Below are 14,030 nucleotides of genomic sequence, written 5' to 3' on the forward strand. Positions count from 1 at the left end.
CTCCGCAATGAAAAGGCCCCGGACTGATCGCCCGGGGCCTGTCTCGTTCAGCGCTTCCAGAAGTTCTTCGAGACCGAGTCGAAGAAGGAGAAGATCGCATCGCCCGCGATCACGCCCGCGGCGAAAACCTCCATGTCGCCTTCGCCGCTCGCGCCGCGCAGCTTCTCCCAGATCAGCCGGCAGAGGATGCCGGCCAGCACCGCCCAGCCCGCCATCGGGAAGTTGATCAAGAGGCCGGTGGCGAAGAGCACGCCGATCTGCCGCTTCGGCCCGCCGACGAACTGCAGGATCGCGCCGGGGATCGCCCAGATGAAAAGCTGCCAGGCGACGCCCGGCGCCACGCCGGCCTTGATCGTCGCGGCATAGACCTTGTTCACGGGAGCGACGAGGTTCTGGTCGAAGAAGGACTGGTAGGAGACCAGCACCACCGCGCCCGCCACGACGAAGGCGAACATCGCCGCGAAGAGCTGCTGGCGGCGACCGTCGCGCTCGAAGGCGGGATCGGCGCCGTTGCCGCGCAGCAGGTAGCCGGCCTTCAGATCATAGCCCATATCGGCGAAGGCCGGGCCGGTCGCGGCCGAGAAGCCGACAAGCAGCGCCAGAGCCGGCATCGGGAAGCCGATGAGCATGCCGATGATCAGCGTGATCAGCGCCACGGCGAAGGCCGGGAACCAGCCGGAATGCATCGCGGCGAGGCCGACGATCAGTTCATGCACATAGGCGGCGAAGGCGGCGTAGAGAACGAACAGGATCAGCATGCCCATCGACATGTCGCTCATCAGCCCGCCGACGATGGCGATGAACACCGCGATCGCGAGATAGCCGACCGTGCCGAGCCCGAGCGCACGCTTGACCTCGGCATCCGAGACGCCAGCTGCTGTTTCGCCCGCCTTCGCCTCAGCCCGCCGAAACAGCAGCGAGGCGACCTGAAACAGCGCGACGAGGCCGGCACCAATCATGAAGCCATGCGGGATGTAAGCCGCCATCAGGTCGCCCTTAGGGATGATGGTCTCGAACAGCGGCCCGCCGAAGATCTGGCCGGAATAGCCGCGCAGCAGCAGGCCGATGCCGAACATCGTGAGCGCCCAGACATTGCCGATGAAGGCGACGCCGAAAGCCGACATCGGAATGCCCGAAACCGCGGTCGAGCCGGCGAAGCCGATCCAGGCCAGCGGGATCTTGATGAAGGAGGCGGCGACGCCGGTGCCGAAGCCGATGCCCATCAGCACCGCCTTGCGGCCGCCCTCGTCGCCGGCCTTGATCGCCTCGGCGGCAGCCACGCCCGGAGGCCAGGCGCCCTGCGCCGGGAAGACGCGGGAATCGAACATCCGGTAGAGCAGGTAGGCGTCGAGCAGCATCGCGAAGAAGGCGCCCGCCAGCATCGGCAGCACCAGATCCGGCCGGCCGAGCAGCCAGGGAATGCCGACCGGCAGGAGCAGGCTGTTCGCCGCGCCGAACGTGGCCGAGGAGATCGCGCTCTGGGCCAGGTTCTGGACATGGATCGAGCGGTAGCGGGCAAACATCGCGAGCGGCACGCGCGCCAGCGCCATGGCGGCGAGCGCGCCGATCAGCGAGGTGTTGGCGGTGATGCCGAGCGACACCAGAAGCTGCATGCCGATGATCGCGCCGAAGACGCAGAGCACGGCGATGAGCAGCAATGTCGCCGGCTCGAACAGGCTGGGGTGCCGCCGAGGCACCCCTTCAGTCGGATTGGTCATGCCTCGGTCCCCATGTGATGCCCTTGTCGGGCTGTTGGCGTTTCGTCCCTGGATATCAAGCAACCAGGATGCCGGCCTTGGCCTCACCGACATCCTGCGTGGCATGCGCGCCCTGCACGCCGTAATCGCGCTTGGCCGCATCCGAAGAGACCAGCCCGAGCGCGATGTCGCGGGCGATCGCCTCGCGCGAGCGTTCGGAGGCCGGGCCGTAGCCGGCGCCGCCGGCGAGCACGAGCTCGACGATCTCATGCGGCTGCCGCACCTGGACCAATTCGCCGGTGCCGACATCCCTGAGCACATGGCCCTGCTCGTCGATCACCCGGCCGGAGGCCCCGCCGCCGGCCTTGCCGCCGAACAGGCCCGGGATCGGGTTGTTGACCCCCTCCGGATAGAGCGAGACCAGCGTCGGCAGGCCGTCATCCGAAAGCTTGCGCAGCCGCACGCGCTGGCCGAGGCCGCCGCGATGCTGGCCGGCGCCGCCCGAGTCGGCGAGATAGGTCTTCTCGACCACCAGCACCGGCACCCGCGATTCGAAGGTCTCGATCGAGGTGTTCGCGGCGGAAGTCGGGTAGAGCAGGCCCGACTTGCCGTCGCCCTGGGCCGAGCCGCCCTGGCCGCCGCCGCAGAAGAGCATGTCGGAATAGGTGTCGCCGGCCGCATCGCGGCCATAGACGCTCGCCGCCACCGGCAGGCCGGTGAAGGCCTGGACCTGCTTCGGCGCCGCTTCCGACAAGGCGCGGAAGATGTTCGGCGCCAGATACCAGCCGGTCCGGGTACGCAGGTTCACCGCCAGCGGCTTGTCGCAGTTCAGGATCGAGCCCTTCGGCGCATCGACCGAGAAGGCGCGGTAGCAGCCGGCATTGCCGCGCACCGACGGCGTCAGCATGCATTTCAGCGGGTAGGTCGCATGCGCCATCGTGTAGTTGAGCGTGCAGTTCAGCCCGCCCTGCGGCAGCTGCGGCGGGGCCCCGGCGAAGTCGAGATGGATCGTATCGCCCTTCACCGTCAGCGCCAGCGGATAGGTCATCGGCGTACCCAGCGGGTTGTTCGAGACCGTGCCGTGATAGGTGCCGTCGGGCAGCGCGCGGATCGCCTCGCGCATCGCCTTCTCCGAGCGGCTCTGCACGACATGGGCGAGCGCCCTGAGATCCTGCATGCCGTAATCGGTGAGGAAGGACTGCAGCCGCTCGGCGCCGATGGCGTTGGCCGCCACGAAGGAGTGGAGATCGCCGAGCACCTGCTCGGAATTGCGCACGTTTTCGCCGAGCAGGCGCACCAGCGTCTCGTTGATCCGACCGGCTTCGTAGAGCTTCATCGGCGGGATCTGGAAGCCTTCCTCGTAGATCTCGCGAGCCCGGAGCGAATCCTTGGTGCCGCCGATGTCGGAGACATGGCCGACCGTGCCCATCAGGCCGACGACGCGATTGCCGAGGAAGACGGGCGTCACCACCGCGATGTCGAAGAGATGGCCGGCGCAGAGCCAGGGATCGTTGGTGATGAGCACGTCGCCGGGCTTCAGCGTCTCGGCCGGATAGCGCTCCAGCAGCGCCTTGACCGCGCGCGGCAGCGTCAGGTTGAACACCGGCATCGCGCGGGGCGAATGCGCCAACGTCTCGCCTTCGGGGTCGAGCAGTTCGCAGGCGAAATCCTGCGCTTCCGAGATCACCAGCGAGAAGGCGGTGCGGCAGACCGTCAGCCACATCTCCTCGACGACGTTGATCATCCGGCTCCACATGATCTCCAGCGAGATCGGATCGGCCTCGATCCGGCGCGCGGCCTCGGCCAGCGGCATGTCGGCGGTGATCGTCGTCTCGGCCGCATTGGCCTGGCCGACATGGATGATGAGGTTCAGGACATCGTCGATGGCGACGCTGTCGCCGGGCGGGACGATCGTAGTCGCCTCGCGCTCCTCGATGATCGCCGGGCCCTTGACGGTGTCGCCGGAACGCAGCGCATAGCGGTCATAGACCGAAGCCTCGCTCCAGCCGCCCTCGAACCAGGCCTTGCGGGTGCCCTTGATCTTGTTGGTGGCGTCGCCGCCGCCGGCCGCGCCGGACAGCGAAAGCGTCGGCACGGGGCCGGCGCAACGGACGCGGAAGTTGATCGCCTCCAGCCGCGCGCCCTCATAGACCGAGGTGTAGCGGGCGGAATAGGCCTTGCTGAAGGCCGCGCGGATGGCATCGAGGCTCGCCGCATCGATGGTGCCTGATGGCAGCGGCACGGAGATGTCGTGCATCTGGCCGACGAGGCGCATATCGGCGGTGCGCTCGACCGTGACGTCGGCGGCCTTCACGCCGGCCTCGGTCAGGTGCTTGCGGCCCTCGACCTCGAGATCCCTGAGCACGGCATTGACGGAAGCCGCATCGAAGCCCTCCGAGAACTCGACCGGCAGCGAGCGCACCATGTCGAAGGAGAGCGGCGCGGCGAGGAAGCCGAGCGCGGACGCCGCGCCCGAGGCCGGCGGGATGATGACCTGCTTGACGCCAAGCACGCGGGCGACGTCGACCGCATGCGCCGGACCGGCACCACCGAAACCGACCATGGCGTAATGGCGAGGGTCCTTGCCCTTCTCGACGAGATGGACGCGGGCAGCCGCACCCATGCTCTCGACCACGACCTTGTGGATGCCCCAGGCGGCTTCCTCGATCGAGAGGCCGAGCGGCCCAGCCACCGTCGAGACAGCGTTGCGGGCGGCTTCGAGGTCGAGCGCCATGCGCCCGCCCAGGAAGAAGCCGGGATCGTAATAGCCGAGCACGAGATTGGCGTCGGTCACGGTCGGCTTCGTGCCGCCCATGCCGTAGCAGGCCGGGCCCGGATCGGAGCCAGCCGAATGCGGGCCGACCTTCAGCAGGCCGACCTCGTCGATCGCCGCGATCGAGCCGCCACCGGCACCGATCTCGATCATGTCGATGACCGGCGCCTTGATCGGCAGGCCGGAGCCCTTGGCGAAGCGGTTGACGCGGCCGGCCTCCAGCATCGGCGCGATCTCGGCGCGGCCATCCTCGATCATGCAGGCCTTGGCGGTGGTGCCGCCCATGTCGAAGGAGATCACGTCCTTGTGGCCGGCGAGCTCGCCGAAGAGCGCCGTGGCGAGGCCGCCGCCGGCAGGTCCGCTTTCGAGCAGGCGGATCGGGAAGGTGCGCGCCGTCTCCGGCGAGACCAGGCCGCCAGCCGAATGCATCAGCGTCAGGGAACCGCGGAAGGAGCGGGCCGCAAGCTCGCGCTCCAGGCGCTGCAGATAGCGGCGCATCAGCGGCTGGACATAGGCATTGGCCGCCGTGGTGACGAAGCGCTGGTATTCCCAGATCTCGGCGACGACCTCGCTCGACAGCGAGACGGTCAGCTCCGGGCAGGTCTCGCGCACGATCCGGCCGGCTTCCTGCTCATGAGCGGGGTTGCGGTAGCTGTTGAGGAAGCAGACCGCGATCGCCTCGCAGCCGGCAGCTTCCAGCTCGCGCGCGGCCTTGCGCACGGCGTCCGCATCGAGTGCGGTGACCACATTGCCGTCGCGGTCGATGCGCTCGGCCACTTCGAGGCGGTGCTCTCGCGAAACCAGCGGATCCGGGAAGGTCAGGAACAGGTCGTAGATGTCGTAGCGCTGCTCGGTCCCCATTTCCAAGATGTCGCGAAAACCCTTGGTGGTGATCAGGCCGAGCTTGGAGCCCTTGCGCTCGATCACCGCATTGGTGACCAACGTCGTGCCGTGGACGATGTCGCCGACATCGGCGAGCGTGATCCCGGCCATCTCGGTGAGTTCGCCGAGGCCGATCAGCGCCGCCTCCGACGGATCGTGCGGGGTGGTCAGGCGCTTGTGCAGCCGGACCGAACGCTCCTGCGAGTCGTAGAGGATGAAATCGGTGAAGGTGCCGCCGATGTCGAAGCCGATACGCCAACGATTGCTCATGGAGCGGTCTCCGCGATTGAGAGGTTCAAGGGGTAGAAGCGCTTGTCCTGGATCAGGGCCGCGATTTCGGCGGCGCCCTGACCCAGCGAACGGATGATGGCGAGACGCTCGGCCGGCTCGACCGTGGCTGCCGGGAAGGAGATGCAGAGCGCGACCTCATCGCCGGTGGCGGGGTCGCCGACGGCAACGGAGATGGCGCGCACGCCGTGCACCGCCTCGTCATGGGATTCGGCGAAGCCGGCGCGGCGCACGATGGCGAGACGCGACAGCAGCTCGTCCATATCCTGCGGCGCGGTCTCCGAGGGCGGCTTGAAGCCGGCGCGATAGAGCGCGCGAACCTCTTCATCGGAGAGGCGGGCCAGCAGGGCACGGCCGGTGCTCGAGGCGAAGGCCGGGATGCGGTCGCCGATCGACGTGACGACGCGCAACGCGTGACGGCCGGGATGGGCGGTGACGCCGACGATCTCGTTGCCACGGCGCACGCTGATATAACCGGTATGGCCGATCTGGTCGGAAACCCGGCCCACCACCGCATCGGCACGGTCGATCAGCGAAGCGGCGAAACGATAGAGATGGCCGACCTGGTTGAGCAGGAGCGAGGGCCGGTAACGCTTGCTCTCGCCGACCGTCTCCAGCAGCCCCTCGTCGCGCATCGCCCGCAGCAGGCGGGAGGCATTGCTCTTCGGCATGCCCAGGAGCGTGACCAGATCCGTCACCGTCACGTCGTGGCGCGTGCTCGAAAAACAGCGAAGCACATCCACGGCCGATGACAGGATGGACATCGCGGCTGACCCTTAAAGTTCCATTTAATGGAACTTGAGTTGCAATAAAAGGGAAAATACGCGAGTTAAGGAAGATGTCAATCCGGTGACCGCGTTTTTGCTTCCGTAAGGTGAGAGGGGCTGCACGCCTCGACGCCGATCCGGCTTGGCTGTATCCGGCTTCCTTGCCTGTTCGGGCCCCGCCGGCCCGCCGTCATGGAGACCACCGGATGAGCGACAGCCTGCTCTATCTCTCGCGCGACGATGTCAGAGCACTGGCGATCTCGCCCGACGAAGCGCGCGAGGCCGTGCTGCAGGGCTTTCGCGACCATGCCGCCGGTTTGAACCGGAGCCTGCCGAAGACGGCGCTGACGCTCGGGCCGGGCCACGGCTTCCAGGCGATGACGGCAGCCTCATCGGCCCAGCAGATCGCCACGGTGAAATGGGTCGCGATGGCGCCGGTCGCGGCGGGCTCGCCCCTGCCGGCCGTCAGCGCGCTGATCTGCGTCAACGACTATGCTACGGGCATGCCGCGCGCGATCCTCGACGGCGACGAGATCACCTTGATCCGCACTGCCGCGATCACCGCCGCCGCCGCCTCGCGCCTGGCCCCGCCAGCGCCCCGCACCATCGGCTTCGTCGGCTGCGGCTTGCAGGCCCATGCTCATCTCGCCGCCTTCCGCGCGCTCTATCCGGGCCTCACCTCGGCGCTGGCCATGAGCCGCAGCCGCGCCTCGGCCGAGCGCCTCGCGGAAGCCGCGCGCTCGGCTGGCCTTGCCGCACAGGTGCTGGACGATGCCGACGCCCTGCTAACCGAGAGTGATATCGTGATCTCGATGGTACCGGGCGGCCCCGGCATGACGCCCTTCCTCGATGCGCGGCGCCTGAAGCCCGTCGCCTTCGTTGCAGCCGTCGACACCGGACGGAGCTGGCTGCCCGAGACGCTGCCGGCTTTCGACGTGTTCGCCACCGACAGTCTTGAGCAGTCGCATGCCCCCTATGACGCCGCCGGCAACCCGGTCACCACCGTCAGCTTCGGCCATGACATGACGGAACTGGCAGCCGCGCCGCACCCGATGGCGCCGACGAGCCGCTCCTTCTTCTGCTTCCGCGGCGTCGCTCTGGCCGATCTCGCGCTGGCCCATCTCGTCGTCGAGAAAGCCCGCGCGGAAGGGCTCGGCAGCACCCTGCCGCGCTGATCCAGCCTAGCCTTACCGGACCAAGACATGACCCAGCGCCTTCGCGATTTCGGCCTCACCTGCGGCATCCTGCAACCCGGCCCGCTCAACGCGATCACCGATGTGCCCGGCGTCAAGCTTGGCCATTTCACCCTGAACGAAGGCGATCTCCGAACCGGCTTCACGGCCCTGCTGCCGCATGACGGCAATCTCTTCCGCCGGAAGGTCCGCGCCGCGGTCGACGTCATCAACGGCTTCGGCAAGAGCGCGGGGCTGATGCAGCTCGCCGAGCTCGGCCAGATCGAAACGCCGCTGCTGCTCGGCAATACGCTCGCCGTCGGCGCCGGCTTCGACGCGCTGGTGACGCGTGCGCTCGCCGACAATCCCGACATCGGTCGCGAGACCGGCACGGCCAATCCGGTCGTGCTCGAATGCAATGACGGCTATCTCTCCGATATCCGCGCCCGCGCTCTGACGCAGGAACATGCCTTCGCCGCGCTCGATGCCGCCGCTTCCGGCCCCGTCGCGGAAGGCGCGGTCGGCGCCGGCACCGGCATGAGCGCCTTCGGCTTCAAGGGCGGCATCGGCACGGCCTCGCGCCGCTTCGCGCTCGATGGCGTCGATCACACGCTCGGCCTGCTGGCGCTCGCCAATTTCGGCAATGCCGGCGACCTCGTCCTGCCCAACGGCCGCCGCCCGGTCCCGCCGAAGGTGAAGCCGCAGGCCGAGCGCGGCTCGGTGATCCTCATCATCGCGACCGACGTGCCGCTGGAATCGCGGCAGCTCCAGCGCGTCGCGCGGCGCGGCGGCGCAGGCCTCGCCCGGCTCGGCGCCTTCTGGGGCAATGGCAGCGGCGACATCGCGGTTGCCTTCACCACGGCCTGTCCCGTCAACCACGATCAGCCTGATGATCTCGTGCCGCTGCGCGCCCTCAACGAGAACCGCATCGACACGCTCTTCCGCGCCGCCGCCGAGGCGACGCAGGAAGCCGTGCTCAACGCGATGGTCGCCGCGCCCGCCACGACAGGGCGCGACGGACATCACCGCCCGTCGCTAGGGGATTGGCTCAGGGCGAACGCGGGCTGAAAAGGAAGCACGCCGTCATGCTCGCCCTTGTGGCGAGCATCCACGACTTGAACACCGCGCTGCACGAACAAAGACGTGGATGGTCGGGACAAGCCCGACCATGACGGCAGAGGCCCGGGGTCGGAAACGCCCCTCAGGCCCACTCGCCCTTGCGGAACACCGGCACGCGGCGCCCATCCGCATGGACGCCGTCGATATCGACCGCGCCCGAGCCGATCATCCAGTCGATATGGATCAGGCTCTTGTTGCCGCCCTGCGCCGCGATCTGCTCCGGCGTCAGGTTCGCGCCATCGACGAAGCATTTCGAATAGCACTGGCCGAGCGCGATATGGCACGACGCGTTCTCGTCGAAAAGCGTGTTGTAGAACAGGATGCCGCTCTTCGAGATCGGCGAGGAGTTCGGCACCAGCGCGACCTCGCCGAGCCGGCGAGCGCCCTCGTCGGTATCCAGCACCTTGTTCAGCACAGCCTCGCCGCGCGAGGCCTTGGCCTCGACGATCCGGCCGCCCTCGAAGCGCACCTGGATCTGGTCGATCAGCGAGCCCTGATAGGAAAGCGGCTTGGTGCTCGAGACATGGCCGTCCACACGGCGCGCATGCGGGGTGGTGAAGACCTCCTCGGTCGGGATGTTCGGGTTGCAGACGATGCCGTTCTTGGCCGGCGAGGCACCGCCCTGCCAGTCATGGCCATCGGCCAGACCCACGGTGAGATCGGTGCCCGGCCCGGTGAAATGCAGCGAGGCGAAGCGCTGGCCGTTCAGCCAGTCGCGCCGCGTCCGCAGCGCCGCGTTATGCGCCGCCCAGGCTGCGACCGGATCGGCCTGATCGATGCGCGAAGCCGAAAAGATCGCCTCCGCCAGCTTGCCGACTGCCACCTCCTCGGCATCATCGGGAAACACCTGCCTGGCCCAGGCCGCGCTCGGATAGGCCAGGATGTTCCAGTTGATGTCGAAGCCGGCGATCTTCTCCAGCGCCGGCTGGTAGGCCAGCGAATTCGCCTTGCTGGCGCGGCCGACCTTGGCCGGGTCCTCGTTGGCCAGCAGCATCGGATTGTCGCCGACGACCGCGAGCCGCGCCGTATTGGCGGAGAAGGCCTCGGCAACGCCCTTGTAGAGCCAGGCCGGCGCCTTGTCGAAGCTCGCATCCTGCGCATGGCGATAGCGCGCCAGCGTCACCTCCTCGTCCGCCAGCATCGGCGTGACGATGCCGGCACCGGCCTTGTAGGCGTGCGCGGCGATCAGCCGGACCAGCGGCAGCGCCGCGACCGGCGCGGTCAGGAACAGGTCCTGCCCCGGCTGGAGGTTCAGGCCGACGCGGATGGCGACCTCGGCCAGCTTGTCGAGCTTGGCGGGATCGATGGCAGAGGGGCGCTGATCTTGCGGGCGCTGGTGAACAGTCATGGCACTCGACCTGTCGGATTCGGAATGGCCGCCATTGCTGGCCCAAATCGTCGCCGGGTCAACCACCGCGACGGCAGGACAGCCATCCGACAGCGTCGAGAGAGGAACCTCTCCGTCATTGCGAGGAGCAAAGCGACGAAGCAATCCAGGGGGACTGGCTGAAGCGCTCGCCCGGTCCCCCTGGATTGCTTCGCTTACGCTCGCAATGACGGATTACGCGCCAATCGCTTTCCTAGCCGGCTTCTTCAGCCTTCGTCATTCGTCTGAGCTTGCTCGCCCGCAGCAGATGGCTGCGCATCAGCGCCGAGGCGACCTCGTTCTCGCCCGCCTCCAGATGGTCGAGCATGGCCAAATGCTCGGCGCAGTTCACCCGCACGCGCTCCATGCCCTGGTCCCAATCATAGTTCGACAGGCGCCGGAGCTGGTTCTGGCGCCGCATCGCCGAATGGAAGAAGCGGTTGCCGGTGGCGGCGGCGAGCCCCTCGTGGAAATCGGCATTCATCTCATAGAAGGCGATGCTCGACGCCTCCCGCCAGGGCCGCTTCAGCGACTCGACATGCCGCACCCGCATCTCCGCGATCCAGCCGGGATCGAGCTGGAAGCCGGGCTCCAGCATCACCATGGGCTCGATCAGCAGGCGGAAGCGGTAGCTCTCGTCGCGCAGGCGCTGGTCGCGCGGCTCATGCAGAAAGCGCCAGCCATAGCCCGGCTTGCGCTCGACCATGTCGAGATCGGCGAGGCGGGCGAGCAGCTTCTGTGCCTCGGGCCGGCCGAGCTCGTAGCGCCGCATCACTTCGAGCTCCGAGACCTCGTCCGGCAGCAACCCGTTCTCGCGTTCATGCGCGAGCCTGACGATGGCGAGATCGACCGTCTCCGGCGCTCGGGCGCTCTCGCTCGCTGCCGGCAGGCTGATGAGCTCGATGCCCTTGTTGAGATGCCGGCGCACCACGCCCTGCTCGGCGAGGTGGTCCAGCGCGGCACGTACCGGCGTGCGTGACACCCCGAGCCGCTTCGCCGTCGCGTTCTCGTTGAGCCAGGCACCGGCCGCCAGCGCATCGTCACGCACGAGCTGCAGGATGCGGTCGGCGATCTCCTGTTGCAGCCGGGTCGGCGCCGCCATCGGAAAAGACCTTGATTGTTTTAGTTCGGGATGAAATACACTACAGCACGATTTCTCGCCAGCATACCGGAAAGATGTGCGCCATGGTCCAGCCCTGCCCCTTCGTCGACGTGTCGGGCACGCCCTATGAGCGCGGCCGCCAGCATGGCGCAGCCGTGCCGCAGCGCGTCAAGCGCTCGATCGAGCTCTATGGCGGCCAGCTCGGCGAACTCGGCTACGATGCCGCGGCGAAATCGGCGCTGATCGCCGAGTTCGCCAAGGAGATCGAGCATTTCGGCGCGCATTACATCGAGGAGATGCGCGGCATCGCCGACGGCGCCGGTGTCGCGCTCGAAGACATCGTCATGGTCAATGCCCGCACCGAGGTCATCGCCAAGGCCCGCCTCGTCAAGAACAAGCCGATCGAGGCCCAGGAAGAGCTCGATGACGGCTGCACCGGCGCCATCATCCTGCCGGAGCGCAGCGCCTCGGGCGAGCTGATCCACGGCCAGAACTGGGACTGGAAGGCCGAATGCGCGGAGACGGCGATCGTGCTGCGCGTGCGCCGCGACGACGGGCCGGACTTCCTCACCTTCGTCGAGGCCGGCGGCCTCGCCCGCTGCGGCATGAACGCAGCCGGCATCTCGATTACCGCGAACTATCTCGAATCCGAGCGCGACTTCACCCAGGCCGGCGTGCCGCTCGCCCTGATCCGCCGCAAGGTGCTGGAGCAGGAGCATCTCGCCTTCGCCATCAAGGCCGTGGCGACGACGCCCAAGGCCTGCTCGAACAACATGATGCTCTCGACCGTGAAGGGTTTTGGCATCGATTTCGAATGCGCCCCGGACGAGGCTTTCCCGATCTACCCGCAGGACGGCATGATCGTGCACGCCAATCACTGGGTCGGCCAGATCGCCCTGACCAAGATCAAGGACACCGGCATTCCGCGCGTGCCGGAGAGCTTCTATCGCGACTGGCGCGTCCGCAAGCTGCTCGACGAAGCCGGCCGCAAGCTGACCGTCGACGACCTCAAGCAGGCCTTCTTCGACGATTTCCTGGCGCCTCACTCGGTCTGCCGCCCGGTGCGCCCGAACGAGGCCGGCAATCTCTCGGCGACCGTCGCCATGGTGATCATGCAGCCGGCGAAGGGGATCATGGAGGTCGCGCCGCTGCCGGCCCAGAACCGCGTCTTCACGCGCTACAGCCTGACCGAGGAGCCGGTCCTGCTCGCCGAAGCGGCGGAATAAGCCGGCAACACCGCGTCACAACCGAAAAACAACAGGGGAATAGGATGCGCCGAACCACCAAGACCGTCCTCGCCGCTGCACTTTTGTGTGGCGGCCTCGTCCCGGCCGCCGGGGCGAGCACGCTCAAGATCCAGTTGCGCGCCGACATCCGCTCGATCAATCCGGGCGTCAATCGCGACGCCAATACCGACGGCGTCGTCGTGCAGATGGTCGAGGGCCTCGTCGCCTATGGCGAAGACTCGCTGCCGAAGCCGTTGCTGGCCGAGAAGATCGACATCTCCCCGGACGGCAAGACCTACACCTTCACACTCCGCCAGGGCGTGAAGTTCCATAACGGCGCCGCCCTGACCTCGGCCGACGTGCTGTGGAGCTGGAACCGCTACATGGACCCGAAGACCGACTGGCGCTGCCTCTCGGAATTCGACGGCCGCGGCCAGGTCAAGGTAGAGAAGGTCTCGGCCCCCGACGCCAGGACCGTCGTCTTCAACCTCGACAAGCCGAGCGCACTGTTCCTCGCCTCGCTCGCCCGCACCGATTGCGCGATGACGAGCATCCTGCACAAGGATTCGGTCAAGGCCGACGGCTCCTTCGACAAGCCGATCGGGACCGGGCCATTCAAGTTCGCTGAATGGAAGCGCGGTGAATCGATCCGCCTGGAGCGCTTCGCCGACTACGCCTCGCTGCCCGGCAAGATCGACGGCCTGACCGGCGCCAAGAAGCCCCTGGTCGACGAGGTGCGTTTTCTCGTCATCCCGGACAGCGCGACGGCGAATGCCGCCCTGGTGCGCGGCGATATCGACATCCTGCCGGATGCCGCCAATTCCGACATCGCCGACCTGAAGACGAACGACAAGATCCGCACCTCCGTCGTCTCGAGCATGGGCCTCGTCGGCCTGATCATCCAGACCCGCGATCCGGTCCTGCAGAATGTCAAGCTGCGCCAGGCCATCGCCGTCGCCATCGACAGCAAGGAGCTGGTGGCCGCGGTCACGGACGGCCTCGGCACGCCCAACAACTCGATCGTGCCGGTGCTCTCCGCCTATCACGGCCCTGTCGAGAAGCAGGGCTGGAAATATGACCCCGCCGCGGCGAAGAAGCTCCTCGCCGAGGCCGGCTACAAGGGCGAGAAGATCGTCATGCTCGCCAACAAGCGCTATCCGCAGAGCTTCGACGCGGCCGTGATTGCGCAGCAGATGCTCAAGAGCGCCGGCCTCAATGTCGAGATCGAGGTGCTGGAATGGGCGACCCAGCTCGACCGCTACAGCAAGGGCACCTACCAGATGCAGGCCTTCCCCTATTCAGGGCGCATGGACCCGGCGCTGAGCTACGAGTCCATGACCGGTCCGAAGGACAAGCAGCCGCGCAAGCTCTGGGACAATCAGGAGGTGCAGGCCCTGCTCGACAAGTCGATGGTCGTCGCCGACAAGGGCGAGCGCCAGAAGATCTTCGACGAGCTGCACAAGCGCTTCCTCGCGGATGTGCCGATGGTGATGCTCTACAACGGCATCGTCGGCGGCGCCGCGAGCACCAAGGTCAAGGGCTATACGTCGACGATCATGTCGCTGCCGCGGGCCTGGGAAGTCAGCATCGGCGAGTAAACGCCGCTCACCTCGCTTTCCGCATCCGACTGCAGGGCGT

9 protein-coding genes are annotated in these 14,030 nt (G+C 67.4%); 4 read left to right on the top strand and 5 right to left on the bottom strand.

Going from position 1 to position 14,030, the window contains the following annotated elements; translation table 11 throughout:
• Positions 1-47 precede the first annotated feature (47 nt).
• From ACWIEX_RS24590 to ACWIEX_RS24600, 3 genes are read right to left on the bottom strand one after another with little or no spacing between them, the layout of a single operon-like run.
• The gene (locus tag ACWIEX_RS24590; protein WP_454035532.1) at positions 48-1,718 is read right to left on the bottom strand and encodes an OPT/YSL family transporter; all 1,671 of its coding nucleotides are present in this window, start codon (positions 1,716-1,718) and stop codon (positions 48-50) included.
• Positions 1,719-1,773: 55 nt separating this feature from the next.
• Positions 1,774-5,622 carry a hydantoinase B/oxoprolinase family protein gene (locus ACWIEX_RS24595; protein ID WP_454035533.1) on the bottom strand — a complete coding sequence of 1,283 codons (3,849 nt, stop codon included), beginning with the start codon at positions 5,620-5,622 and terminating at the stop codon, positions 1,774-1,776.
• The gene (locus ACWIEX_RS24600; RefSeq protein WP_454035534.1) at positions 5,619-6,404 is read right to left on the bottom strand and encodes an IclR family transcriptional regulator; all 786 of its coding nucleotides are present in this window, start codon (positions 6,402-6,404) and stop codon (positions 5,619-5,621) included. Before ACWIEX_RS24600 ends, ACWIEX_RS24595 begins: the two co-directional genes overlap by 4 nt.
• A 209-nt stretch (positions 6,405-6,613) precedes the next feature.
• On the opposite strand from ACWIEX_RS24600, the gene ACWIEX_RS24605 reads away from it, so the two are divergent.
• On the top strand, positions 6,614-7,582 hold the full coding sequence (locus ACWIEX_RS24605) for a hypothetical protein (protein WP_454035535.1): 969 nt from the start codon (positions 6,614-6,616) through the stop codon (positions 7,580-7,582).
• 27 nt (positions 7,583-7,609) lie between these two features.
• Positions 7,610-8,647 (top strand): DmpA family aminopeptidase, encoded by a 1,038-nt coding sequence (locus ACWIEX_RS24610; protein WP_454035536.1) that lies wholly within the window; start codon positions 7,610-7,612, stop codon positions 8,645-8,647.
• Between the two features lie 133 nt (positions 8,648-8,780).
• Here ACWIEX_RS24610 and ACWIEX_RS24615 read toward each other — a convergent pair whose 3' ends face one another.
• Both ACWIEX_RS24615 and ACWIEX_RS24620 read right to left on the bottom strand, forming a co-directional pair.
• A complete protein-coding gene (locus tag ACWIEX_RS24615) occupies positions 8,781-10,046 on the bottom strand; it encodes an aminopeptidase (RefSeq protein WP_454035537.1) in 1,266 nt (421 codons plus the stop codon).
• A gap of 232 nt (positions 10,047-10,278) precedes the next feature.
• The gene (locus ACWIEX_RS24620) at positions 10,279-11,166 is read right to left on the bottom strand and encodes a GntR family transcriptional regulator (protein ID WP_454035538.1); all 888 of its coding nucleotides are present in this window, start codon (positions 11,164-11,166) and stop codon (positions 10,279-10,281) included.
• 83 nt (positions 11,167-11,249) lie between these two features.
• Between ACWIEX_RS24620 and ACWIEX_RS24625 the strand changes: the two genes are divergently transcribed.
• Together ACWIEX_RS24625 and ACWIEX_RS24630 are read left to right on the top strand one after the other, a co-directional pair.
• A complete protein-coding gene (locus tag ACWIEX_RS24625) occupies positions 11,250-12,392 on the top strand; it encodes a C45 family autoproteolytic acyltransferase/hydolase (protein ID WP_454035539.1) in 1,143 nt (380 codons plus the stop codon).
• A gap of 44 nt (positions 12,393-12,436) precedes the next feature.
• Complete coding sequence (locus ACWIEX_RS24630) at positions 12,437-13,990, top strand: ABC transporter substrate-binding protein (protein ID WP_454035540.1); 1,554 nt, start codon at positions 12,437-12,439, stop codon at positions 13,988-13,990.
• The last annotated feature ends 40 nt before the right edge of the window (positions 13,991-14,030 follow it).

The sequence above is a fragment of the Allobosea sp. NPDC055353 genome (assembly GCF_053644975.1).

Coding starts and splice junctions, on each gene's coding strand:
- ACWIEX_RS24590 (WP_454035532.1), bottom strand. CDS start 1,718: ATGACCAATCCGACTGAAGGGGTGCCTCGGCGGCACCCCAGCCTGTTC.
- ACWIEX_RS24595 (WP_454035533.1), bottom strand. CDS start 5,622: ATGAGCAATCGTTGGCGTATCGGCTTCGACATCGGCGGCACCTTCACC.
- ACWIEX_RS24600 (WP_454035534.1), bottom strand. CDS start 6,404: ATGTCCATCCTGTCATCGGCCGTGGATGTGCTTCGCTGTTTTTCGAGC.
- ACWIEX_RS24605 (WP_454035535.1), top strand. CDS start 6,614: ATGAGCGACAGCCTGCTCTATCTCTCGCGCGACGATGTCAGAGCACTG.
- ACWIEX_RS24610 (WP_454035536.1), top strand. CDS start 7,610: ATGACCCAGCGCCTTCGCGATTTCGGCCTCACCTGCGGCATCCTGCAA.
- ACWIEX_RS24615 (WP_454035537.1), bottom strand. CDS start 10,046: ATGACTGTTCACCAGCGCCCGCAAGATCAGCGCCCCTCTGCCATCGAT.
- ACWIEX_RS24620 (WP_454035538.1), bottom strand. CDS start 11,166: ATGGCGGCGCCGACCCGGCTGCAACAGGAGATCGCCGACCGCATCCTG.
- ACWIEX_RS24625 (WP_454035539.1), top strand. CDS start 11,250: ATGGTCCAGCCCTGCCCCTTCGTCGACGTGTCGGGCACGCCCTATGAG.
- ACWIEX_RS24630 (WP_454035540.1), top strand. CDS start 12,437: ATGCGCCGAACCACCAAGACCGTCCTCGCCGCTGCACTTTTGTGTGGC.